The sequence below is a fragment of the Chryseobacterium sp. sg2396 genome (assembly GCF_042610505.1).
In the GTDB taxonomy this organism is placed as follows: Bacteria; Bacteroidota; Bacteroidia; order Flavobacteriales; family Weeksellaceae; genus Chryseobacterium.
Window position 1 is genome coordinate 88,938 of sequence record NZ_JBHGAQ010000005.1, and the last position, 23,981, is coordinate 112,918.

Sequence of the window (23,981 nt, forward strand, 5' to 3'; positions counted from 1 at the left end):
GATCAGTCCACACCTTCTTCTTCCCGGTTCACCGATTCTACCGAAAAAGCCGGCAGGCAGATGGACACATATTCGCATTCTTCCGGAAACGGATTGCTGTAGCGGATTCTTGCTCCTTTTTCGATCATGATACTCTGTCCTTTTTCCAGCACAACGGTTTCACCATCGATTTCAAACTGCTTTTTCCCTGAAATAATGAAGGTAAATTCATCAAATTCCGGGGTCTGATGCGGCTCGCTCCAATCCGGTGGTGCCACCATGTGTGCAATGGATATATTGGAATTCCCGGTGGAATTTCCCCAATGTTCCTCAATCAGTTTACCGTCAGTAGTCGGAACGACAAACGGGGTCTGTTGGATTTTAAATTTTTTCATAACCAGTTTTGTTTTTGGATTTGATATAAAATATTGGTTCTTGAAGGTTCCCCGAAGTAAGCCACTTCTTGTTCACCCTGATTTTCTGCACCCAGCCTTTCCATAGCCGTCCGTGATCGGATGTTGTCTTTTCCGACATGGAAATAAACGGTATCTATAAACTGAAAGATGTAATCCAGCATCAGCTTCTTGATCTGCTGATTGATCTTCCTGCCCCAGGATTTTGTTCCGTAAAAAGTATAGCCGATAAAAATACTGTTGTTTTCATCGTCAAAATCATAAAAACGGGTGCTGCCCAGAATATCTCCAGTTGCCTTTTCGACAACTTTAAAGGCACCTCCGCTTTCAATAGCTCCCTGAAAAAAGTTTTCGAAGACTTCTCTTCTGTACCGGTCTTTGTTGGGATGCTGTTCCCAGACTTTAAGATCGGAAGCCACTTCGTATAAAGACTCAAAATCCCCTTGCTGTAAGGGGATCAGTTGATATGTTTCGTTTTCTAAAATGGTCTGAATAGAAAAGTTCATGATTAACTTTTTGTTTTTGCCGCGTCGGATTCGATTTTTTTGATCTCTTTCAGCTTTTCTGCAATCTTCGTTACCGCTTCAGGCTTTGATGGCTTCAAAGGCACTTCTGCCTGTGCATAATCCCATTTCAGTACCAGGTTGGCCGAATTTTCGTCGGTCGGGTTCAAAGTAATCTCAAACCATTCCTGCTTGTCGGCAAGCTTGTTTACGGGAACCGTAATGTCTACCACATCCTGTCGCGGATCGTACGTAAAGGCACCCCACTGCTGGAAATCTTTATTTAAAATGACTTTCCATTCTTTCTCTGTAGGAACAATGAATAAACCGTAGGTTCCGGCCTGAACGATCTTTCCGCCAAAATTCACCGACTGTCCGAAAGTAATTTTCGTAGAGGAGTTAGCTCCTGCTCTCCAAACCTGTCCGTACGGTACCAGTTCTCCAAAGATTTTTCTCCCTTTTACGCCTGGCCTTCCATAATCGACGGTAATTTTAGACATGGAAAACTGCTGTTCCACCGTCTGGCGCGGACTGGCTGCCGGTACCGAATAATCCTGGGCAAAACTGAGAACCGAAGTCGAAAGGCAAACTGCAAATAATAACTTTTTCACTTTTTTAAATTTTGTTTAAAATTACGAAATTGGATAGAAAAATTGATTTTCGGGTTTTGTAAATTTTGTTAAAAAAGAGATCGCTAAAATTATTCTCTAAACTGAATTGCACACTTTGTTCTATTTTCGAAGCACTTTGATGTTGGTATACCGAAACACTTTCCCTGCTTCTTTTTCACTCATCTTTACCAGATTTTTATTTTTAGGGAATCCCTTTTCGCTTACAACCTGTCCTGTGACTTTAATTTTAACAGGCAGGGTATTCCCTGTAAAAAGCTTATCTGCATCCATCAGTTTTCCATTGGCTGGTTCCAGCCAGTAATATATTTTTTGATCTTCGTTTTGTTTTTTATGGGACTCACTCCACTGAGCACAAGTGCATGCAATAGCATTGTAATCCAGAATAAGGGTTTCTATTTTAGAATCGGATTTAAAATCAGGTTTATCGAGGACTTCAAGTTCGGTGTATCGAAATACTTTTCCTCTGGGCATAGGCTCTTCATTCTGAATTGTTCCCCTCGGAACATCTTTTTTTGTATAAAACTGCCCTTTTATTCTCAGAAAATGCCTTAATACATCAAAATAAACAGGTAATTCCAAATTTTCATCCGCAGGTTCTATGTAGAAATATAAATTTTTAATTCCTTGATTTTTAACAGAGTTCAGATCTTTTACACGGATCCAGCCCGGACAGGCACAGCCAAAAGCGGTATACTCAATATCAAGTTTTTGAGTTTTGCCAATCAATGTATTTGTTGGATCGGAAATAACTTTTAGTCTTGTAACATTCTGGTATTGAGAATATTTTTTTTGACTTTCATTACAAGCGATTCCTAAAGAAATAAGAATTATTATTACGGTATTCTTTAAAGGGTAAAAGACTGTATTTTTCATAGTTCATCGTATTCTTTTATATTCATAAGTGGTTTTTCCACGATATTTAAAATCATCTTCACTCAGTATACGGCCGTATTGTCTTTTCTCAATTAAAGAATCCTGTTTATTATAATAATACCGATCAAGATACTCGACATATTCATTCGGATTTCTGCCTGTTGTTATACAGCTATCCCTTTTATAGATCAGTTTATTTTTTGAATTGTATTATAAAATAAGTTCTTACCTTTTGATTACCAGAAACCCAGTTCTCAACTAATTTATTTCCATTCTGATCATACTTAAATTCAGAATATTTTGATACCGAACCATTTTCAATATTTATCGCTTCAGAAATTCTGTTATTCCGGTATTTATAATAAATAAATAATTTTCTGAACGGATATTCTTCCCGTATCAACTGATTCGATTTACTATAAGCATATATTTTAAGAGTATCTATATCACCGAACTGATAAGTTATAAATCTTAAATTTTGTTTTCGGTCATAAATGTATTGGTCAGTCAAAATATTTGTTCTTCCTCCGCGGCGGTAAACAGATTTCACCTGAGATAGTTTCCCATTATGATTATAAAAGAAAAAGGATAACCCGTTTTTACAAATCAGTCTGTTCTTTGAATCAAAAATCAGTTGTCTTTTTTTCTCAAAATTCAAAGAATCATTTTGATTGAATTCTCTTGTAATAATTTCCAATCCATATTTTTTATTTTTACTGACAGCATTGACCAATTTTATTTTTTCCAGTTCCCCCGAACAGGAAACTACAAGTAACAAAATTGGGAATTAAAATAAATTTTGACATATCCGGTTATTAATTATTGAATTTTTATAAAATTACATGTATTCTTTGAATTTCAATGGTCTGCTAAGATAAATTCGTGTTATGCTGATAAAACCTAACAGGTTTTTAAAACCCGTTAGGTTTGAGTTAAGAACTGTGTGTTCCTAACTTCCGGTGAAGATATTTCCTCTAATTTTTCATTTACAAAATTGAAGAGGAAAATCGACTCCTTAGGATTTACAGAGTATTCCACACTTCCCAAAACCCCGAAAATATCCATACAAAAAGCGGAAGAAAAATCTCCCGCTTTTATTTATTTAAAAGGATCTGAAAACTACATCGTCTCCATCTTAAAGCTCATGCTTTCAATCACTTTCAGGATGGCTTCCACCGTATCCATGGAGGTTAGACAAGGAACGCCGTTTTCTACAGACATCCTCCTGATCTGGAATCCGTCTCTCTCGGACTGTTTTCCTTTCGTCATGGTGTTGACTACATACTGCACTTTCCCTTTCTGGATCAGGTCGATCAGGTTAACGTCATCTTCTCCGATTTTGTATCCTATTTTACAAGGAATTCCCTTTTCCTCGAAGAATTTCGCCGTGCCTTCGGTTGCCCAGATCCTGAAACCTACTTCGTGGAATCTTGCAGCCAGGTCAGCAGCTTCCTGCTTGTGCTTATCAGCTACGGTGAAGAGAATGGAACCGTGCATCGGAACTTTTCTTCCTGCGGCAACCAATCCTTTGTAAAGGGCTTTTTCAAGGGTCGTATCTTTTCCCATTACTTCTCCGGTTGACTTCATTTCAGGGCCTAAAGAGATGTCTACCTTCGTTAGTTTAGAGAAAGAGAACACCGGAACTTTTACGAAAACCCCTTCTTTGTTCGGAACCAGTCCGTTTTTATAGCCCAGATCGGTTAACTTCTGACCTAAAATCGCTTTGGTCGCCAGATTCGCCATCGGCACTTCCGTGATCTTGGAAAGGAAAGGCACTGTTCTTGACGAACGCGGATTCACCTCGATCACATACACATTCCCTTCGAAAAGAACATACTGGATATTCATCAGTCCGACTACTTTCAGGCCTTTCGCCAATCGCTGGGTATAGTCTACCAAAGTGTCGATCTCACTCTGCGAAATGTTCTGCGGAGGATACACGGCAATGGAGTCTCCGGAGTGAACCCCTGCCCTTTCGATATGCTCCATAATTCCCGGAATCACAACCGTTTCGCCATCACAGATAGCATCCACTTCAATTTCTTTTCCGACCATGTAGCGGTCAACCAATACCGGGTGTTCCGGGCTTGCATCCACCGCGAATTCCATATAGTGCGCCAGTTCGTTTTCGGAATAAACAATCTCCATGGCACGGCCTCCCAACACATAGCTCGGGCGAACCAGTACCGGATATCCGATTTCGTTGGCAATTTTTATCGCTTCTTCTTTAGAAACAGATGTTTTTCCTAAAGGCTGTGGAATTCCCATTTCCTGAAGGGCTTTTTCAAACTTATCCCTGTTTTCTGCCCGGTCAAGATCTTCCAGGGTGGTTCCCAGAATCTGAACCCCATGGGAAGCCAGTTTATCAGCTAAGTTGATGGCAGTCTGTCCACCAAACTGTACCACGACCCCTTTTGGTTTTTCAAGCTCGATGATATTCATCACATCTTCTTCGGTCAATGGCTCGAAGTATAATTTATCTGAAATTGAGAAATCTGTAGAAACCGTCTCCGGGTTATTGTTGATGATAATGGCTTCATAACCCATTTCCTTAATTGCCCAAACCGAGTGGACGGTTGCGTAATCAAACTCAACGCCCTGCCCGATCCTGATCGGTCCTGAGCCTAATACGATGATCTTTTCTTTATCGGAAACCACACTTTCGTTTTCCTCTTCGTAAGTTCCGTAGAAATAAGGCGTTTCAGATTCGAATTCCGCGGCGCAGGTATCCACCATTTTGTATACCGGCATAATTCCGTTTTCTTTTCTGAAATTGAACACTTCACGCTCGGTCACATTCCAGAGAACCGAGATATTTACGTCGGCAAAACCTAGCTTTTTAGCTTCAATTAATATCTCTTTGTCGAATTTATTTTCGGCGATTGTCTTTTCAAAATCAACCAGTTTTTTCAGTTTCCAGATGAAGAATTTATCGATCTTGCTCCATTCCACGATCTGTTCCCAGTCGTATCCTCTTCTTAAAGCATCCCCGATGATGAATAGTCTTTCGTCATCACATACCCTGATTCTTCTTTCGATTTCTTCAGCGGTAAGAGCCGCAGCCTGCTTGGTTTTTAAACCCAAATGTCTGATCCCGGTTTCTAAAGAACGGATGGCTTTCTGTAAGGATTCCTCGAAGTTTCTCCCTATCGCCATTACCTCACCTGTGGCTTTCATCTGAGTAGATAATCTTCGGTCTGCCGTTTCAAATTTATCGAACGGGAATCTTGGGAATTTTGTTACCACATAATCCAGCGCCGGCTCGAAGCAGGCATATGTTTTCCCCGTTACCGGGTTCATGATTTCGTCTAAGGTCAATCCTACCGCGATTTTCGCAGCGATTTTCGCAATCGGATATCCTGTTGCTTTGGAGGCTAAGGCTGATGAACGGGAAACCCTTGGATTCACCTCGATGATATAATAATTGAATGAATGCGGGTCTAAAGCCAGCTGCACGTTACATCCTCCTTCGATTCCCAATGCCCTGATGATCTTCAGGGAAGCATTTCTCAGCAATTGGTATTCTCTGTCCGAAAGCGTCTGGGAAGGTGCTACTACAATAGAGTCTCCGGTATGAACGCCCACCGGGTCGATGTTCTCCATGTTACACACCACAATGGCGTTATCGTTGGCATCACGCATCACTTCATATTCGATTTCTTTGAATCCGGCGATGGATTTTTCGATCAGACATTGGGTAACCGGGCTGTGCTTTAATCCCAGTTCTGCAATTTCTTTCAGTTCCGCTTCACTGGATGCAATTCCGCCTCCTGTTCCTCCCATGGTGAAGGCAGGACGGACGATTACCGGATAACCGATTCTATCGGCAAAATTCAATGCGCCTTCTACCGTGTTCACGATATCAGATTCAGGTACCGGCTCGTTCAGTTCCCGCATCAGCTCACGGAAAAGATCTCGGTCTTCCGCCCTGTTGATGGCTGAAAGCTTGGTTCCCAATACTTCCACCTTGCACTCTTCAAGAATCCCCGATTTTTCCAGCTCTACCGCCATATTCAGTCCGGTCTGGCCTCCCAATGTCGGTAATAATGCATCCGGACGTTCTTTTCGGATAATGTGGCTTACAAACTGAAGGGAAATCGGTTCGATATACACCTTGTCTGCGATTTCCACATCCGTCATGATCGTTGCAGGGTTCGAGTTGATCAGGATAACCTTATAGCCTTCCTCTCTTAAAGATAAGCAAGCCTGTGTTCCTGCATAATCGAATTCAGCAGCCTGACCGATGATGATAGGTCCTGATCCGATTACCAAAATTGTTTTTATATCTGTACGTTTTGCCATTTTAATTTTTTTAATTTTTCCGTTACGGAGGTTATCCGTATTCATTGTTGTTTTTCACGGTTTTAGCCGTGGTTATTGTTGTTGAACCCTTTCAGGGTTCGTCTGTGATTGGTTTCATCGTTGCCCACGGATTTCATCCGTGGCTATGGTTGTTGAACCATTTCATGGTTCATCTTGTTTTCAATTCACCATCTTGATTATAATTTACAGTTTCAGTTGCTGTTTTCAGACAGCCACAAAGTGGCTGAACCTTACTAGCCATAGGTGAAACCTATGGACAGAATGATATTCCGTCCGCCCAACCCATGAAATGGGTTGAACCATCACCACAAATATTTTTCATCAAAGTCAATTCCATTGGACCTCAGCAGATTTTTATATTCATCCTCAAAAGATTCATGTTTGTGATGTTCTTTCTGATTTTTAACATAATTAAAAATCACATTTTTCTCTTTTTCTGAATAGGTAAATGCTCCATAACCGCTTTGCCATTTTTCAAAGTCTGGAAACAATCCGCTCTGCTTGATCCAGATATTGCTGGAGATTTTTATGTCTTTTACAAAACTGCTGAGAGAAACCGAAGGATGCAGATCAATTAAAAGATGAATATGATCAGGCATGCCATTGATCCGGTAAAGCTTGCAGTTTTTATTTTTCACCACTCCCCAGATATATTTATATAATTTATCTTCATGCTCAATACTCAATACAGGCTTTCTGTATTTTGTACTGAATACGATCTGATAATATATCTGACGAAAGGTTGACATTTTTACTTGTATACTTTAAGAATTATTTATTCTTAAAATTTTCCATCATTTCAATGAAATCATCAAACAGATAATTCGCATCCTCCGGGCCCGGGCTTGCTTCCGGGTGGTACTGTACGGAGAAACAAGGATAGATCTTATGTTTCAGGCCTTCATTGGTTCTGTCGTTCAGTGCGATATGTGTTTCGATAAGGTCCGTATCTTTTAAGCTTTCCTGATCTACGGCATAGCCATGGTTCTGGGAAGTGATGGCCACTTTGTTTTTTTCCAGATCCAGAACCGGATGGTTTCCTCCGCGGTGTCCGAATTTTAACTTGAATGTTTTGGCACCACAGGCTAACCCGATTAACTGGTGTCCTAAGCAGATTCCGAAGATCGGCACTTTCCCTAAGATTCCGCGGATCATTTCCAGGGCCTGCTGGTTGTCTTCAGGGTCGCCGGGACCGTTGGACAACATCACTCCATCCGGATTCATCAATAAGATTTCCTCTGCGGTTACATCCTGAGAAACCACAGTGATGTCACAGTTTCTCTGAGAGAGTTCGCGGATGATTCCCAGTTTAGAACCGAAATCCACCAACACTACTTTTAAACCTCTTCCCGGGTTGGCATAAGGTGTTTTTGTAGAGACCATTTCCACCTGGTTGGTTGGAAAGGTGGTTGATTTTAGTTCGGCAACGGTTGTGTCTTCATCAGCATCGGCATTCACGATCTTTCCTTTCACTACTCCATGGTTACGAAGTACTCTGGTCAGCCTTCGGGTGTCTATTCCTGAAATCCCGGAAAGGTTTTTCTTTTTAAACAGTTCGTCCAGCGTGATCTGAGTACGGAAATTGGAAGGGAAATCGCAAAGTTCTTTTACAATCAGCCCTTTGATGGCCGGCTCGATGCTTTCATAATCGTCACGGTTAATACCATAATTACCGATAAGCGGATACGTCATGCAGACGATTTGTCCGCAGTAGGAAGGGTCGGAAATAAGTTCCTGATACCCCGTCATTCCGGTATTGAAAACCACTTCTCCTGCCGTCTCCAATGCTGCTCCGAAACCTTCTCCATGAAACACTTCACCGGACTCCAGTATTAATTTTTTCTTCATTTTAAACTTTTATCTCTTATTATTTTATTCTTACTTAATTTTTTAAACCACCCCGTCAAAATTCCTTGAATTTTGCCACCCCTTCGGAGGAGGGGAATTTTGAGGTAGAGATTTGATTTTGCTGAATTGTTGATTCAGGACACATCAAACTTTTTACTTTTTTCTTTAGCCTGGCTCTTACTTAAAAGTGTATCCTTCTTTCTCCAAAGCTTCTTTGATAATCGCCATTCTTGCGAAAACACCATTCTGCATTTGCCTGAAAACCCTTGAGCGTTCGCATTCCACCAGGTCGGTGTCTATTTCTACGCCGCGGTTGATCGGAGCCGGGTGCATGATAATGGCTTCTTTCTTCATGGCTCTTTCCCTTTCTTTGGTTAAACCGTATTTTTTATGGTATTCGGAAGCGGAAAAGCTCATTTTGGAATCATGCCTTTCATGCTGGATCCTCAGCAACATCAAAACATCCACTTCATGAATCAGCTCATCGACACTCAGATACGTTCCGTTGATCAGGGCGCCTTCGTCGAACCATTGCTCCGGGCCGGAGAAATACACTTTTGCACCTAATCTTCTCAACGCTTCCGCATTGGAATTGGCGACCCTGCTGTGTTTTACATCACCTACGATGCCGACTTTCAGGCCTTCAAATTTCCCGAATTCCTGATAGATCGTCATTAAATCAAGCATGCATTGAGAAGGATGGTTTCCGGTACCGTCACCACCGTTGATCACGGGGATCTTAACATTTTTCAGTTCATCGAAGTACCGGTCTTTTTTGTCCCTGATCACCACCAGGTTTACCCCAAGGCTTTCAATGGTTTTTACGGTATCGTATAGGCTTTCGCCTTTGTTTACAGAACTGTTGGAGGCATCAAAAGGAACGACCTGCAGGCCCAGCTTTCTTTCGGCAATATCAAAACTGGTTTTGGTTCTGGTGCTGTCTTCAAAGAAAAGATTGGAACAGAAAACCTCTCCTTCAATTTTAGCAGTCTTCCCTTCTGCAAAAGCTAGCGCTTCCTGTACTATACGGTTGATTCTCTCGGTGCTCAGTTCTGTAATCGTAAACATATGTCTTAAAATTTTTTACAAAAAAAAAGCGAAGAAAACATCTTCGCTTAAAATAAATAAATATCGTAAAGGGCGTCTACGCCCGGTAATTCTAATGATATAAATACTGTGTTATTCATTAGGTGCAAAGATACAACAATTCTTCAAAATGACAAAACAGAATTTAAATTTATAAAAATATTCTTCTCAATTATTCAACGGGCCAGCCTGATTCCGGTGAACTGCCACTGCAGCCGCGGATGGAAAAAATTACGGTAAGTATTTCTACTGTGCCCCGGAGGCGTGGCTATGGAAGCACCGCGCAATACCATTTGGTTAACCATAAATTTACCGTTATATTCTCCTACGGCACCGGCAACTTTTTTAAAACCGGGATACGGCAGATAGGCACTGCCGGTCCATTCCCAGCGTTTTCCCCAACCCAGATGATCTGAAGCGATTTCCCATTCGGCTTCTGTGGGTAAACGCATGCCTTTCCATGAGGCAAATGCTGAGGCTTCGTAGAAATTAATATGGGTAACGGCTTCATTGGGATTGATTTCCTGTAATCCCCGTAATGTGTACTGCATCCATTCTCCATCAACCAAATGCCAATACAGAGGAGCTTGAGCCTGGTTTTCTTTTACCCAGTCCCAGCCTTCCGCATGCCAGTGCCGGAAATCTGCGTAGCCTCCATCGTTTATGAATTCAAGATATTCCTCATTGGTAACTAAGCCTGAAGAAATTTCAAAATCATTCAGGTATACTTTATGGCGGTTCAGCTCATTATCAAAACAAAATCCTTCGCCTTCAAATCCTATTTCATAGACTCCTTCCGGAAAAGAAATCATTCCGGATTGTTGGATTCCTGTTTTTTCGAGATCACAATTCACATCATAAGGCGGAAACAAAGGATTGTGGCCCAAAATAAATTTTATATCGGTTAACAACAATTCCTGGTGTTGCTGTTCGTGGTTTAAGCCCAATTCAAAAAGTTCCCTGAGATTTTCCGTAATCGTATTCTGTGACAGAAAAGCGGCCATTTTCTCATCAACGTATTCCCGGTACTTATAAATGTCCGATACGGATGGCCGGCTCAGATTTCCCCTGTCCGTACGGATTACCCGCGCACCAATGGTTTCATAATAACTGTTGAACACAAAGTTATACTGCGAATCGAAAACTTCATATCCTTTATGATGAGGCATTAATATAAAGATCTCAAAAAACCAGGTAGTGTGTCCCAGATGCCATTTCGGAGGACTAACGTCCACAATTGGCTGTACGACATAATCCTCAATCTCAAGCGGCCGGCATATTTCAACAGAACGGTTTCTGATAGAATCGTATCGTTGAAGCAGTTCCTTTTCTGCGAATAAAGTATTTTGTTCAGGCATGATTTCAGTTTTTAAATTAAATGACTTTCCAAATGGCATCGATAAACCAGCCTTTTGTGTCCGAAATGTGCTTTACCGGTTTAAAACCGTTTTCCACAGCCATTGCTTCAGTTTCTTCAGGAGCATATTTCTGGGAAATTTCCATGTAAACTGCTTCGTTTTCGCTGAAGTGAATGACTTGGTTTCCGATCATTACATTCTGCTTTTCCAGACTGATCAGATAGCTTCTGCAAGCTCCTGCAAGCGGATCATAAGTCTGATAGTGTTTGAATTTACCGATGTCGAAATTGGCATCAAGCTCATTATTTATCCTTTCCAGAAGGTTAAGATTGAACGAAGCCGTGATTCCAGCCTTATCATTATAAGCGGAAAGGATAATGTCCGGATCTTTTTTAAGATCGAAACCAATCAGCAGGATATCACCCGGATTAAGCTTCTTACGTAGTTCGTGACAAAACTGATGCGCTTCTTCCACTTCCATATTCCCGATATTTCCTCCTAAAAACAGGATAACTTTTCTTCGGGATGAAATGCTGTTCGCTTTATCAAGCATCTCGAAATATTCGCCATTCAGTCCTACCAGATCAAGATCGGGAATCTCACGGGAAAACCTTTCCTTAAGAACAGAGATGATATTTCCCGAAATATCGATTGGCATATAAGTAAAGTCTACATTTTTAGTGACGAGGTATTTAAGTAAATGTGAAGATTTTGTTGCATCGCCTGCACCAAGTTCCACCAGATCAAACGGAGCGTCAAATGCTTTTACCGCATGGGCAATTTCCTCTGTCTTCTTCGTAAAAATTTCCATTTCACAGTCTGTTAGGTAGTACTCCGGCATGTTCATGATCTGCTGAAAAAGTACATCTCCTTTCTGATCATAAAAATATTTGGAAAGAAGGTGCTTGGGATGGGCTTTCAGACTAGCGACAATTTCATTTTCAAATTTTTGATGACTGTCGCAGTCTGTACAGGAAATGGTTTCCATAGATATATTCTGATCCATAAGAACGGGATTTTGGTAGACATTTTACTGCAATTATGCTGCCATTGGCAAAGGCTCAGCCGTTTATCTGTTGAACATTTGTTAACATGGATTTAGAAGTTTCCTTCGCAAATTCTTCGTGTAATTTTTTATAAAATCGTATATTTACAGCTCAAACGCGACTATATGGATTTAAAAGACAGGATGATTCTCAGTATAATTCAGGAAGATTCTACGTTATCGGTGAAAGAAATTTCAGAAAAGATCGGCCTTACCTTTACACCAACCTACGAACGGATCAAACAGCTGGAAAAAAACGGGATCATCGAGAAATATGTCGGGCTTTTAAACCGTGAAAAACTGGGGTTGAATATTGTTGTGTACTGCAACGTCCGCCTCAAGGAACAGTCGAAAAAGGTTCTGGAAACGTTTGAGAAAAACATCATGCAGTATGATGAAGTACAGGAAATCATCAGCCTTTCCGGGGAATACGACTACATGCTGAAAATTATTGCCAAAGACATCAATTCTTACAATAACTTTACCGTAAATGTGATTTCAAATATTCCGAATATCGGGCAGTATCACAGCTCCATCGTACTTCATGAGGTAAAGAAATCTACGAAGTTTAAAATTGATCTGGATTAATTTAAAGGCAAAGTTATTATTAAGACAGCGCGAAATCAGAAGAGACCAAAGCAGTGTAGCTGCTGACGAAGCTCATGAATAAAAATTCGCTTCATCAATCAGCTTGCTGATTCAGTCTTTCTTTGCTCATTTCATCTGCTTATCCGCAAAATAAATCTTTGCGTTAACGAAAACACACGTTAATTTTAGGTCTTCTAATAATTAGCCCAGCAATTTATTTTTCACCTTATTAAACTGATATTCAATTTTATCCAGGCAAAGATTCCCAATACTTCCCTGATGGGTATGCTCTAAGTTTTCAATTTTAAAATCAAACGCGTTATTCTCGATCTCCTGCCCTACTTTAACATAAGCATCCCGGAAAGAGCTGCCGTTTTTCACTTCCTCATTGATTTTCTCCACGCTGAACAGGTATTTGTATTTTTCATCCTCTAAAATCCCGTCTTTCACCTGAATATTAGGCAACGTATAGTTTAAAATCTCCAGGCATTCTTTCAATGAATCGATCGCAGGGAAAAGAATCTCTTTCGTCAGCTGCATATCGCGGTGATAGCCTGATGGAAGATTATTGGTCAGCAGTATAAATTCATTCGGGAGCGACTGGATTCTGTTGCATCGCGCGCGGACCAGCTCGAAAATATCCGGATTCTTTTTATGCGGCATAATGCTGCTTCCCGTGGTAAATTCTTTAGGGAAACTAATAAAATCGAAATTCTGACTTAAATACAGACAGACATCATAAGAAAATTTGCTTAAAGTTCCCGCCAAAGCTGCCATAGCCATCGACAACATTTTTTCTGACTTTCCGCGCGTCATCTGCGCATACACCGAATTGTAATTCATTGACCGGAATCCAAGATTATACGTAGTGCTTTCACGGTCGATCGGGAAAGACGAGCCATAACCGGCCGCCGAACCCAACGGATTTTTATTGATGATATTCTTCACTGAAAACAGCAGTTCTATATCGTCCAGCAAAGCTTCGGCATACGCCCCGAACCACAATCCAAATGAGGAAGGCATGGCAATCTGCAAATGCGTATAACCCGGAAGCAAGACATTTTTATGCTGTTCTGCCAGCTGGATCAGCAATTGGAAGAACCCATCCGTCAAAGCTGTAATTTCTCTGATTTCATCCAGCAAATACAGTTTGATATCCAGTAAAACCTGGTCATTTCTTGATCTCGCCGTATGGATTTTTTTTCCGGTATCGCCGAGTTTTCCGATCAAAAGAGATTCAATCTGAGAATGAATATCTTCCGCATTTTTATCGATCTCAAAATTTCCGTGCTCAATGGTTTCTAAAATTTCCGTCAGCAAAGAAAGCATCTGCTCCGATTCTTCAACGGAAATAATCCCGACTTCAGACAGCATTTTACAGTGGGCCATAGAGCCTTTAACGTCATATTTTGCCAGACGTTCATCAAAATCAAGATCTTTTCCTACCGTAAAATTGTTAACCAATATATTCGTGGCGAGATCGTCCTTCTGCCATATTTTTTTCATAAGTTTCTTTTTTTGTTGGAAGATGAAAGCAGGAGGCCGGAAGTTTACTACTAACTGCTCTATCTTCATTTAATTGTAAAAATTTGTCATATATCCAGGAAAAAGGCCTGTTTGCAGGTAACATTTACTTCCGGCATCCATCATCCCGCTTCCAGCCTACAAAACGCTCTCCAGAATCTTGATATAAACCTCAATTCCCTCCGCGATTTCATCAATAAAAATAAATTCATCTGCGGTATGGGAGCGGGTACTGTCACCGGGTCCAAGTTTTACCGAGGTGCAGGGAATGATCGCCTGATCCGATGAGGTCGGGGAACCATAAGTGGTCCTGCCGATTTCCAGTCCCGCTTTTACAAACGGATGATCCCTGTCAATTTTTGAAGAATTCAGCCTGAATGATCTTGCCGTTAAAGCTGATTTCATCTGCGACTGGATGATCTCAAAAACTTCTTTGTTTGAATATTCATCTGTTACCCTGACGTCCAGCGTGAAAGTACACGATTCCGGAACAACATTATGCTGAACACCCGCATGAATACCTGAAAGCGTCACTTTAACCTCACCCAGATAATCCGAAACTTTCGGAAATCTGAAGTCCAGGATGTGCTGCAGGTCCTGCATGCATTTCACAATGGAATTATCATCATTCGGATGGGCGGCATGGGAAGGCGTTCCTTTCATTTCTCCATCGATCACCAAAAGCCCTTTTTCCGCAATTGCCAGGTTCATCTGTGTCGGCTCGCCAACGATCGCAAGTTCCACGTTGGGAAGCTGCGGGAATAAAGCTTCAATCCCGTCAAATCCTGAAATCTCTTCTTCTGCCGTCAGTGCAATTAAAAGGTTATACTTTAAATCTTCCTGCTCATAAAAATGTAAAAAAACCTGAGCCATCGAAACCAGAGAAGCTCCGGCATCATTGCTTCCCAATCCGAATAACTTTCCGTCTTTTTCTAACGGTAAAAAAGGATCGAGCGTGTAGGCTTTATTGGGTTTTACGGTATCATGATGGGTATTCAGCAGAATCGATGGTTTGAAAACATCAAAATGCCTGTTTACCGCCCAGATGTTGTTTTTAAAACGCTTTGTAGGAATATGATGCTTTTTGAAAAAATTTTCAATTTCTAAGGATGTATTGTATTCATCTTTGCTGAATGAAGGAATTTCAATCAGCTTTTTCAACAATTCTACCGCGTTATTCAGCAATTCTTCTTTGCTATAAACAGATTTCAGTTCCTGCATGATGGTTTTCTATATGGTTTTTCAGTTCGGTTTCTTTTATTAAAAAAACTTTATTTACGTTATTTCGTATGGCTCCGAGTGCATTTTCAAGTTTCGGCAATATACCTTTATGCAGCTTGCCTTCGTTTTTCAGTATGGAAAATTCTTCTTCGGAAATATTTTTAAGGACCGATTCAGGATTATTTACATCTTCCAGGACACCCGCCTTATCGAAACAGTACAGCAGTTCCACATCATATTTTGCGGACAGTGCCTGTGCCATTACCGAAGCAATCGTATCTGCATTGGTATTGAAAAGATGCCCTTTTTTATCGTGCGTGATGGCAGAAAAAACAGGAACCAGACCAAGCTTCAGCAACTTAACAATCAGCTTTTTATTCACTCCCTTTTCCGTAATATCACCTACAAACCCAAAATCGATTTCCGCATCTTCCCGCTTTTTAGCCTTGATTAAATTGGCATCCGCTCCTGAAAAACCGATGGCTTTGCATTTTTTCTGCTGTAGCTTTGCTACGATATTTTTATTGATTCCGCCAGCATAGACCATGGCTACCAGATCCAGGGTATCCTTATCCGTAATCCTGCGCCCGTCGATCATCTTCTGCTCGATCCCCAGTTTATCGGCCAGTGTCGTGGCAAGCTTTCCGCCCCCGTGAACCATGATTTTCTTTTCCTCAATTGCGGCAAACTGTCCCAGGAATTCATCCAGCAAATCTTCGTCATCGATCAGTGCGCCGCCTATTTTTATGATGTATAGTTTTTCTTTCATCTTTATCCTTTTTAAAGATCTCATTCAAACCTTTTCAATCCTCATTCAAACCTTATAGGTTTTAAAAACCTGTGAGGTTTAGTCAGTTATTCAATACTAAGTTCATCCAGAATTGCAGAAAATACGGCCTGCGCCGAGAAGATCCGGTTTTTAGCCTGCTGGTAAATGATGGAGTTTTCTCCGTCCATCACCTCATCGCTCAGCTCTACATTTCTGCGGACCGGAAGGCAGTGCATTACCTTCGCTTTATTGGTAGCTTCCAGCTTTTCGTTGGTTAGCATCCAGCTCTCTTTCACTTCCGGCATTGCCGCATATTCATCAAAAGAAGACCAGTTCTTCACATATACAAAATCTGCATCCTTTAAGGCTTCGTCCTGATCATGAATCACCTTTGCATCCTTGGTAAAATTTTTATCCAGGTCATAACCTTCAGGATTGGTAATCACGAAGTCAACCTCCATTTCCTGCATCCATTCGGCAAATGAGTTCCCGACGGCCTGTGCGATCGGCTTAATGTGCGGTGCCCAGGTCAGAACCACTTTCGGCTTTCGTTCTTCCGTCCAGTTTTCGGTAATCGTGATGCAGTCTGCAAAACTCTGCAGCGGATGGCGCGTTGCCGATTCCAGCGAAATAACCGGAACTTTGGCGTGCTGCTCAAACTGGCTTAAAATGCTTTCATTCACATCATCTTCCTTGTTTTTCATCCCGGCAAAACAACGCACGGCAATGATATCGCAATATTGGTTCAGGACTTCGATGGCATCTTTAATATGCTCCACTGTATCGCCGTTCATAACAGCTCCATCTGCGAATTCAAGATTCCAGGCTTCCTGGGCGGCGTTTAACGTTAAAACATTCAATCCTAAATTCTGAGCGGCAATCTGGCTGCTGAGACGGGTCCGTAAGCTGGAATTCAAAAATACCAGTCCGATGGTTTTTCCTTTTCCTTTCTCTGTTTCCGAGAGCGGGTCCTTTTTTATCTGTAAGGCTTTTTTTATCATTTCCTGTAAGTTCTCAACGTCACTTACAGCGGTAAATTTTTTCATTGTAATGGATTTTAAATAGCTTTCGGTTATTGTTTTTTTCCCATAGATTTCACAGATGGCTGCGCTTTATTTTAATATATAAGTCACATGAGAGAATTTTAAATTGCTTTGAGAATATTATTAGAACAAATGAGATGAAAATCAAAAATTTTCTTAAAACTTTTGTGATCTTATTGTTTCATAGCGGGAATTTTATCTCTTTCATTTTATTAAACCTTTTGTGACTTTTATGGTTTAAATCCTGCCGAAGTTACAGGCTAACCCCTTGAAAATTTTCGATTTTTTCTTCTTCTGTAATCTAAATCTAATGTACCTTATGGGTTAAAATTTCCTGTTCTTTTGCACTTAAGCTTTTCAAAACCGTTTTCAGGGCTGTAATAAACAAGTCGGTTTCCTCTTTTTTAATATTCAGTGCCGGAAGAATCCTCAGGACTGTTTTATCATTGGAGTTGCCTGTGAAAATATGATGATCGTACAACAGACTGTTCCTTACCTCTGCACAATCCCGGTCAAGGTCAATCCCGATCATCAATCCTTTGCGCCTGATCTCGCTGATATGCGGTAAGCCTTTAATCTCCGCTTCAATATAATCCCCCATTATACGGGCATTTTCTATAAGATCTTCTTCTTTCATTACATCCAAAACGGCAATGGCGGCCGTACAGGCCAGATGATTACCGCCGAAAGTGGTTCCCAGCATACCGCTGGTCGCCTGAAACTTCGGATGGATCAGCACCCCGCCGATCGGGAAACCATTCCCCATACCTTTAGCTGTTGTAATAATATCTGCCTCTACTCCAAACTCCTGATGCGCAAAGAAATACCCGCTTCTTCCATAGCCCGACTGTACTTCATCCAGAATTAAAACCGCATTATACTGTTCGCACAGATCTTTAATTTTCTTTAAAAATTCCGCCTTCGGGATCATAATTCCGCCGACCCCCTGGATGCCTTCGATGATTACGGATGAAATTTCATGACCGTGCTTTTTAAAAACTTCTTCCAGTTGACCAATGTCGTTCCAACCGGATCTGATGAACCTTTCGTCATAGTTGACAGGAGCTACGATCTTAGGATTATCCGTCACGGAAACAGCTGCGGAAGTCCGTCCGTGGAAGGAACCCGAAAAATACAGCACTTTGTTTTTCCCGTTATGAAAGGAAGCAAGCTTCAGTGCATTTTCATTGGCTTCCGCCCCCGAATTGCACAGAAACAGACTGTAATCTTCCAATCCCGAAAGTTCACCCAGCTTTTCAGCCAGTTCGGTCTGTAACTCATTCTGAACCGAGTTTGAATAAAAGGAAATTTTATCCAGTTGTTCTTTTAATTTATTCTGATAATGCGGATGATTATGGCCGATAGAAATAACAGCGTGGCCTCCGTAAAAATCAAGGTATTGTTCTCCCTTGTCGTCCCAGAGGAATGATCCCTGAGCCTTCACAGGATTGATGTTAAATAATGGATATACGTTGAATAAATTCATGTTTTATTTATAGTTGATAATTGATGTTCATTGAATGACAGCCACTTGTACATTTCCTTTTACCCTGAAGCAAAAGAAACAAAAATTCAAGACTTGGAAACTCCGGCTAAAATTTCTTAACTCGGACAGAAAGTAAAATTCGTTTTTTAAAGAGTCTTTATATCCGTCACTCAAACAGAGGAAATTTTTTAACGGAAATTCTTTTAAATTTCTTAGCGTCTGCATTTCCCAAGTCGGTTTTAATGGGTTATAAAAATCACCATTGACTTATTGCCAATTCACCTTTAAAAAGCTATCGGTTTCAGGTTCAGCCCGAGGTTTTCGTCCCATCCCAGCGCAATGTTCATGTTCTGCACCGCCTGTCCCGAAGCACCTTTCAAAAGATTGTCAATCGCTGAGTGAACAACTGTCACATTCCCACATTTTTCAATCTGAATCACACAGCGATTGGTATTGACAACCTGTTTTAAATCAATGGCTTTTTCACTTACTTTTACAAAAGGCGCATCTGCATAAAAATCCTTAAACAACTGCTGTATTTCCGGAAGTTCTGTATCCGTTTTAACCGTGGAACTTGTAAAGATTCCTCTTGCAAAATCGCCTCTCCACGGAACAAAATTCAAATTAATTTTATCTGAACTGCGTGCATCCAGCTGTTGCAAAATTTCATCTACATGCTGATGCGTCAGGGTCTTATAAGCCGATATATTGTCATTTCTCCAGGTAAAATGCGTGGTAGGCTGTGGAGATTGTCCCGCACCTGTAGAACCTGTAATTCCTGTTGTAAATATTTCATTTAGCAAACCTTTTTCAGCCAAAGGAAGTAACGCCAGCTGGATCGCCGTGGCAAAACATCCCGGATTGGCAATACTTTTAGCACCTGAAAGCTGTTTTTTATTGATTTCCGGCAGACCGTAGATAAAATTCCTGTTTCCGAACTTCCCGTCCAATCTGAAATCATTTCCCAAATCAATCACCAGCGTTTCATCATTCACTGTATTTTGTGACAGCCAATTTTGGCTCTCTTTATGAGGAAGGCATAAAAACAAAACATCCACCTCTTCCGGCCGGTCTGTAAGCGCTATTTCACAAACTCCTTCCAGATCCGGATATACTTCTGATATTTTCGTTCCCGAATTTGAACGGCTGTACAAAAAACACAGTGAAACGTTCGGGTGAAAAGCCAGCAGACGGACAAGTTCACTTCCTGTATAGCCGTTGGCTCCTATAATTCCTACTGTTTTCATTTATTTAAATACTATTTTTAACAGAATTAATTCTGTCGGTATATTTGATGAATTATACATCATGAAGCCTGAAGCCAATAGCCACTAACGATCAGCCTTGTTGATATGATGGTATATGTTTAATGAATTGCTCAGGATTTTGGTATAACCTTTCACATCATCCCCGGTCCAGGCTCTGTTGGCTTCTCCGTAGCTTCCGAATTGATCGGACATCAGATCGTGTGCGGATTCAATTCCATTTAAAACAAACCGGTACGGATGAAGGGTGATAAAGACTTTCCCGCTTACCGTTTTCTGGGAATCCATTAGAAAAGACTCGATGTTTCTCATTACCGGATCCAGGAAAAGCGCTTCGTGAAGCCAGTTTCCGTACCAGTCGGACAGTTGGGATTTCATCATTTGCTGATATTTGGAAAGCACATGCTTTTCCAGCAAATGGTGTGCTTTGATAATTACAGAGGCCGCCGCCGCTTCAAAGCCTACCCTTCCTTTGATTCCCACAATCGTATCTCCTACGTGGATATCCCTTCCAATGCCGTACACCGAAGCCAAATGTTCGATTTTCTGAATAGCATATACCGGATGTTCAAAGTATTCTCCGTTTACAGCCACGACCTCACCTTTATTAAATTCAATTTCCAGTTCCGAAGACTGGATTTCTTTAACCTGCGACGGAAAAGCTTCTTCCGGAAGGGAATTTCTTGAAGTCAGGGTTTCTTTCCCTCCGACCGACGTTCCCCAAAGTCCTTTGTTCACCGAGTACTGGGCTTTCTGAAATTCACTTTCGTATCCATGGCTTTTCAGAAATTCGATTTCCTCTTCACGGGATAAAGCCATATCGCGGATCGGCGTGATGATTTCCACATCTGGACACATCACCTGGAAAATCAGGTCAAAACGCACCTGATCGTTTCCGGCCCCCGTACTTCCGTGGGCAATGGCATCCGCACCTGTTTCGATCGCATATTTTGCAATCTCCTGTGCCTGAATCGTTCTTTCCGCACTTACTGATAAAGGATACGTGTTATTTTTCAGCACATTGCCAAAAATCAGGTATTTTACACAAGAGTTATAATAATCTTCCTGAGCGTTAATGCACCTGTATTTTTTTACACCAAGATTCAATGCCCTTTTCTCCAGTTCTTTTTCTTCTTCTTCCGTAAAACCTCCGGTGTTCACCGTTACGGCATACACCTCATACCCCAGTGTTTCACTGAGGTATTTAGCACAGTACGAGGTATCGAGACCTCCGCTAAACGCTAAAACTACTTTCTTGCTCATTATTATATCGATTATCCGGCTGAATATATCCGGCACTACTTTTTTTTTCATGATCGGGAACGAAAAGCATGGCTGTACACAGGCAGTTTTTCCGCTCTTTTTTCATCAGGATATCGTAATTCACACAGCTTTTGCAGCCATTCCAGAATTCTTCATCCTGAGTAAGCTCAGAATAAATGACCGGTTTATAACCAAGATCACTGTTGATCTTCATCACGGCCAATCCGGTGGTTAATCCGAAAATTTTCGCTTCGGGATACTTTTTCCGTGATAAAGCGAACACCTTATCCTTTATTAACGTTGCCACTCCCAGGTGCCTGAAATCCGGAGAAACAATCAGTCCGGAATTGGCCACAAACTGTCCGTGAGACCATGTTTCAATGTAGCAGAAACCTACCCATTTCCCGTTATCCGTAGCCACTACCGCATTGCCTTCAGTAATTTTTTTACTGAGGTATTCTATGGAACGTTTGGCAATCCCTGTTCCTCTGCGCTGTGCAGAATCGTACATTTCCTGTTGAATTTCATTCACATACATTAAATGAATGGATGAGGAAACTTCTATATTCATGTATTTATCTGAATTTTTCGACAAATTTAAAACATAATCACTTTAAAAAACAAATTTTAAAGATATTTTTTAGCTTAAAATATTATTAAAAAGTTAATTTATCTTTACGTAAAATTAATACTTTGCTAAATTATTATATATTTGCTAAAAAGATATAGTTATGGAAAACAGATGTCCGAAATGCAGTAGCGGTAAGATCGTAAAAAGCGGGATCGTTAACGACAAGCAACGTTTTCTCTGCAAAGACTGCAGGTACTATTTTACCGTAAAAAAATTGGGGAAGCAGATTGACGATTATTATGTAACCAAGGCCTTGCAGCTTTATCTTGAAGGATTAAGTTTCCGTGAAATCGAGCGAATTATCGGGGTCTCCCATGTCACCATCAGTTCCTGGATCAAGAAATACAATATTACCCGTCCGCCTCACTCGGAGTTTCATCCGGTCTATAAAATCCTGAAGCAGAATGAGCTGATCGAATATATGTCTAAAGAAGAAAACATTAAAAATTCAGGACTCATTATTACTCAATTCGCCGATAAATACATGCTGATCAAATGGGAGCGATTTAAGAGATGAGTTATAAGTTATTAATGATGAATTATAAATTCTGAAAATTAGATACTTATATTATAACTCATCATTGATAATTCATAATTGACAAACTATGACTATATCCTTAGCATTAATATATATTAAATTTTCGTAACTAAATTATTAATTACAATTTGGCTTTCACAAAAAACAACGCCAAAAATTGATAATTTATGAAGAAAATATTCACTTTTATCGGATTAGCTTTAATCAGCAATTCGTTATATTCTCAGGGGTCACCTGATTATGGAAGCGGATTGAAACTTAATCTCAATCAGCAGGGCGACAAATATGTAAGATTCATCCTGTGGGACCAGTTTTGGTTGAGAAATACCCAGATGAATCCGGGAAGCATGGTGGGCGGAGAACCCACTGACAATTCCTGGAGCCTGGGAAACCGCAGACTTCGTACTCTGGCGTATGCCCAGATCTCCAAAAGATATATGATCCTGCTCCATTTCGGGATTAACAATCAGACGTTCATCAATGGCGGTGCACCGGGAACCACCGGTACCGGCGGAAATGGCAATGGAAAAAAGACGCAGCTTTTTTTTCATGATGCCTGGAATGAATATGCCGTAGTGATGCCCGGAGAAGCCGGAAAATTCAGCTTATCATTAGGAGCCGGATTGCATTATTATATGGGGCTTTCCAGGATGACCATGGCTTCCACCCTGAATTTCCTTACTTTGGATTCTCCTGTCTTTACCTGGCCGCTGATCGACAATTCGGACCAGTTTGCCCGCCAGCTGGGAATGTTCGCCAAAGGAAAATACGGAAAGCTGGAATACCGCTTCAGCCTGAACAAACCTTTTGCTACCGATCTCACCCCTGCCAACGTTACCGATCCGACAAAAGCAGTAGCCGTAGACAACAATGGAAACCCGAATTTTTCAAAAGCCGGCTACGTGGAATATCAGTTTTTAGATGAAGAGTCGAATATGCTTCCCTTCAAAGTGGGATCTTATCTCGGTACTAAAAAGGTTTTCAATGTCGGAGCCGGATTTTACCATCAAAAAGACGGAACAAGAACTTCCGTAAATTCAAATATCGAAAAGCACGACATCAGCCTTTTTGCCGTGGATGCTTTTGCCGATATTCCTTTGGGAAATGCAAAAAATAAAATGGCCGTTTCTGCGTATGCCGGCTATTACAATTACCAGTTCGGACCGAATTACCTGAGAAACCTGGGAACAATGAACATAGCCGCTTCAGATCCGAATTTTATCGGTCAGAAAGCCATTGCAGGCCCCGGAAATCTTCAGCCTGTGATCGGTACCGGAAATATGATCTATGCCCAGGCCGGACTGTTATTACCCAGCCAGGCGGAGAAACCTAAAATCAGAATCCAGCCATTTGCCGCCTATACGCACAAAAGCTTTGAAGCGTTAGACAAATCGTCATCTCAATTCGATGTCGGGGCCAACTGGTTCCTGGACGGCCACCACGCTAAAATTACGACTCAGTATTCCACAAGGCCGGTATATACGAGTCCGACGGAAAGTCCTTCTTCAAAAGGGGAATTCATCGTCCAGTTCCAGATTTATCTGTAGAACAACAGGCTCCGACCATCAAAATACATTCAAAAAACTTACTATC

General features: G+C 41.1%; 22 protein-coding genes. 3 read left to right on the plus strand and 19 right to left on the minus strand.

Features of this window, described 5'->3' with window-relative positions; genetic code table 11:
- Nucleotides 1-2: 2 nt before the first annotated feature.
- The 11 genes from ACED20_RS07015 to ACED20_RS07065 form a co-directional block, all read right to left on the minus strand.
- A complete protein-coding gene (locus ACED20_RS07015; protein ID WP_294231427.1) occupies nt 3-374 on the minus strand; it encodes a cupin domain-containing protein in 372 nt (123 codons plus the stop codon).
- The gene (locus ACED20_RS07020) at nt 371-898 is read right to left on the minus strand and encodes a GNAT family N-acetyltransferase (RefSeq protein ID WP_378104005.1); all 528 of its coding nucleotides are present in this window, start codon (nt 896-898) and stop codon (nt 371-373) included. Before ACED20_RS07020 ends, ACED20_RS07015 begins: the two co-directional genes overlap by 4 nt.
- A 2-nt stretch (nt 899-900) precedes the next feature.
- Nucleotides 901-1,506, minus strand: coding sequence for a DUF2911 domain-containing protein (locus ACED20_RS07025; protein WP_294201297.1), 606 nt, complete (start codon nt 1,504-1,506; stop codon nt 901-903).
- 120 nt (nt 1,507-1,626) lie between these two features.
- A complete protein-coding gene (locus ACED20_RS07030; protein WP_378104007.1) occupies nt 1,627-2,400 on the minus strand; it encodes a hypothetical protein in 774 nt (257 codons plus the stop codon).
- A gap of 193 nt (nt 2,401-2,593) precedes the next feature.
- Entirely contained in the window at nt 2,594-3,178 is a 585-nt protein-coding gene (locus tag ACED20_RS07035; protein ID WP_378104009.1) for a hypothetical protein, read from the minus strand.
- Between the two features lie 341 nt (nt 3,179-3,519).
- The gene (carB, locus tag ACED20_RS07040; protein WP_295211365.1) at nt 3,520-6,702 is read right to left on the minus strand and encodes a carbamoyl-phosphate synthase large subunit; all 3,183 of its coding nucleotides are present in this window, start codon (nt 6,700-6,702) and stop codon (nt 3,520-3,522) included.
- A 323-nt stretch (nt 6,703-7,025) separates the two neighbouring features.
- Nucleotides 7,026-7,472, minus strand: coding sequence for an IS200/IS605 family transposase (gene tnpA, locus ACED20_RS07045; protein ID WP_378104011.1), 447 nt, complete (start codon nt 7,470-7,472; stop codon nt 7,026-7,028).
- A gap of 22 nt (nt 7,473-7,494) precedes the next feature.
- Nucleotides 7,495-8,571 carry a carbamoyl phosphate synthase small subunit gene (locus ACED20_RS07050; RefSeq protein WP_294231414.1) on the minus strand — a complete coding sequence of 359 codons (1,077 nt, stop codon included), beginning with the start codon at nt 8,569-8,571 and terminating at the stop codon, nt 7,495-7,497.
- A gap of 177 nt (nt 8,572-8,748) precedes the next feature.
- Entirely contained in the window at nt 8,749-9,639 is an 891-nt protein-coding gene (locus tag ACED20_RS07055) for an aspartate carbamoyltransferase catalytic subunit (RefSeq protein WP_378104014.1), read from the minus strand.
- A gap of 194 nt (nt 9,640-9,833) precedes the next feature.
- On the minus strand, nt 9,834-11,015 hold the full coding sequence (egtB, locus tag ACED20_RS07060; RefSeq protein WP_378104016.1) for an ergothioneine biosynthesis protein EgtB: 1,182 nt from the start codon (nt 11,013-11,015) through the stop codon (nt 9,834-9,836).
- Nucleotides 11,016-11,031: 16 nt separating this feature from the next.
- Nucleotides 11,032-12,021, minus strand: coding sequence for an L-histidine N(alpha)-methyltransferase (locus tag ACED20_RS07065; RefSeq protein WP_378104018.1), 990 nt, complete (start codon nt 12,019-12,021; stop codon nt 11,032-11,034).
- A gap of 165 nt (nt 12,022-12,186) precedes the next feature.
- Here ACED20_RS07065 and ACED20_RS07070 point away from each other — a divergent pair, with 165 nt between their 5' ends.
- A complete protein-coding gene (locus ACED20_RS07070; protein ID WP_294201308.1) occupies nt 12,187-12,648 on the plus strand; it encodes an Lrp/AsnC family transcriptional regulator in 462 nt (153 codons plus the stop codon).
- 201 nt (nt 12,649-12,849) lie between these two features.
- On the opposite strand, the gene argH is transcribed toward ACED20_RS07070, so the two are convergent.
- The 8 genes from argH to ACED20_RS07110 form a co-directional block, all read right to left on the minus strand.
- Nucleotides 12,850-14,154, minus strand: coding sequence for an argininosuccinate lyase (gene argH / locus ACED20_RS07075; protein ID WP_294201309.1), 1,305 nt, complete (start codon nt 14,152-14,154; stop codon nt 12,850-12,852).
- Nucleotides 14,155-14,310: 156 nt separating this feature from the next.
- A complete protein-coding gene (locus ACED20_RS07080; RefSeq protein WP_378104022.1) occupies nt 14,311-15,393 on the minus strand; it encodes a M20 family metallo-hydrolase in 1,083 nt (360 codons plus the stop codon).
- Nucleotides 15,368-16,162, minus strand: a complete 795-nt coding sequence (argB, locus tag ACED20_RS07085; protein ID WP_378104024.1) for an acetylglutamate kinase — start codon at nt 16,160-16,162, stop codon at nt 15,368-15,370. Before argB ends, ACED20_RS07080 begins: the two co-directional genes overlap by 26 nt.
- Before the next feature lie 86 nt (nt 16,163-16,248).
- Nucleotides 16,249-17,208, minus strand: a complete 960-nt coding sequence (locus tag ACED20_RS07090) for an N-acetylornithine carbamoyltransferase (RefSeq protein WP_294223832.1) — start codon at nt 17,206-17,208, stop codon at nt 16,249-16,251.
- A 304-nt stretch (nt 17,209-17,512) separates the two neighbouring features.
- Nucleotides 17,513-18,691 (minus strand): aspartate aminotransferase family protein, encoded by a 1,179-nt coding sequence (locus ACED20_RS07095; protein ID WP_378104026.1) that lies wholly within the window; start codon nt 18,689-18,691, stop codon nt 17,513-17,515.
- A gap of 284 nt (nt 18,692-18,975) precedes the next feature.
- Entirely contained in the window at nt 18,976-19,938 is a 963-nt protein-coding gene (argC, locus tag ACED20_RS07100; protein WP_378104028.1) for an N-acetyl-gamma-glutamyl-phosphate reductase, read from the minus strand.
- An 84-nt stretch (nt 19,939-20,022) separates the two neighbouring features.
- Complete coding sequence (locus ACED20_RS07105) at nt 20,023-21,219, minus strand: argininosuccinate synthase (RefSeq protein ID WP_294323510.1); 1,197 nt, start codon at nt 21,217-21,219, stop codon at nt 20,023-20,025.
- Complete coding sequence (locus ACED20_RS07110) at nt 21,191-21,790, minus strand: GNAT family N-acetyltransferase (protein ID WP_294231392.1); 600 nt, start codon at nt 21,788-21,790, stop codon at nt 21,191-21,193. Before ACED20_RS07110 ends, ACED20_RS07105 begins: the two co-directional genes overlap by 29 nt.
- Before the next feature lie 160 nt (nt 21,791-21,950).
- Between ACED20_RS07110 and ACED20_RS07115 the strand changes: the two genes are divergently transcribed.
- Together ACED20_RS07115 and ACED20_RS07120 are read left to right on the plus strand one after the other, a co-directional pair.
- On the plus strand, nt 21,951-22,367 hold the full coding sequence (locus ACED20_RS07115) for a helix-turn-helix domain-containing protein (RefSeq protein ID WP_294200967.1): 417 nt from the start codon (nt 21,951-21,953) through the stop codon (nt 22,365-22,367).
- A 188-nt stretch (nt 22,368-22,555) separates the two neighbouring features.
- Nucleotides 22,556-23,935 (plus strand): porin, encoded by a 1,380-nt coding sequence (locus tag ACED20_RS07120; RefSeq protein ID WP_294231390.1) that lies wholly within the window; start codon nt 22,556-22,558, stop codon nt 23,933-23,935.
- Nucleotides 23,936-23,981: the final 46 nt, after the last annotated feature.

Coding starts and splice junctions, on each gene's coding strand:
- ACED20_RS07015 (WP_294231427.1), bottom strand. CDS start 374: ATGAAAAAATTTAAAATCCAACAGACCCCGTTTGTCGTTCCGACTACT.
- ACED20_RS07020 (WP_378104005.1), bottom strand. CDS start 898: ATGAACTTTTCTATTCAGACCATTTTAGAAAACGAAACATATCAACTG.
- ACED20_RS07030 (WP_378104007.1), bottom strand. CDS start 2,400: ATGAAAAATACAGTCTTTTACCCTTTAAAGAATACCGTAATAATAATT.
- carB (WP_295211365.1), bottom strand. CDS start 6,702: ATGGCAAAACGTACAGATATAAAAACAATTTTGGTAATCGGATCAGGA.
- tnpA (WP_378104011.1), bottom strand. CDS start 7,472: ATGTCAACCTTTCGTCAGATATATTATCAGATCGTATTCAGTACAAAA.
- ACED20_RS07050 (WP_294231414.1), bottom strand. CDS start 8,571: ATGAAGAAAAAATTAATACTGGAGTCCGGTGAAGTGTTTCATGGAGAA.
- ACED20_RS07055 (WP_378104014.1), bottom strand. CDS start 9,639: ATGTTTACGATTACAGAACTGAGCACCGAGAGAATCAACCGTATAGTA.
- egtB (WP_378104016.1), bottom strand. CDS start 11,015: ATGCCTGAACAAAATACTTTATTCGCAGAAAAGGAACTGCTTCAACGA.
- ACED20_RS07065 (WP_378104018.1), bottom strand. CDS start 12,021: ATGGATCAGAATATATCTATGGAAACCATTTCCTGTACAGACTGCGAC.
- ACED20_RS07070 (WP_294201308.1), top strand. CDS start 12,187: ATGGATTTAAAAGACAGGATGATTCTCAGTATAATTCAGGAAGATTCT.
- argH (WP_294201309.1), bottom strand. CDS start 14,154: ATGAAAAAAATATGGCAGAAGGACGATCTCGCCACGAATATATTGGTT.
- ACED20_RS07080 (WP_378104022.1), bottom strand. CDS start 15,393: ATGCAGGAACTGAAATCTGTTTATAGCAAAGAAGAATTGCTGAATAAC.
- argB (WP_378104024.1), bottom strand. CDS start 16,162: ATGAAAGAAAAACTATACATCATAAAAATAGGCGGCGCACTGATCGAT.
- ACED20_RS07090 (WP_294223832.1), bottom strand. CDS start 17,208: ATGAAAAAATTTACCGCTGTAAGTGACGTTGAGAACTTACAGGAAATG.
- ACED20_RS07095 (WP_378104026.1), bottom strand. CDS start 18,691: ATGAATTTATTCAACGTATATCCATTATTTAACATCAATCCTGTGAAG.
- argC (WP_378104028.1), bottom strand. CDS start 19,938: ATGAAAACAGTAGGAATTATAGGAGCCAACGGCTATACAGGAAGTGAA.
- ACED20_RS07105 (WP_294323510.1), bottom strand. CDS start 21,219: ATGAGCAAGAAAGTAGTTTTAGCGTTTAGCGGAGGTCTCGATACCTCG.
- ACED20_RS07110 (WP_294231392.1), bottom strand. CDS start 21,790: ATGAATATAGAAGTTTCCTCATCCATTCATTTAATGTATGTGAATGAA.
- ACED20_RS07115 (WP_294200967.1), top strand. CDS start 21,951: ATGGAAAACAGATGTCCGAAATGCAGTAGCGGTAAGATCGTAAAAAGC.
- ACED20_RS07120 (WP_294231390.1), top strand. CDS start 22,556: ATGAAGAAAATATTCACTTTTATCGGATTAGCTTTAATCAGCAATTCG.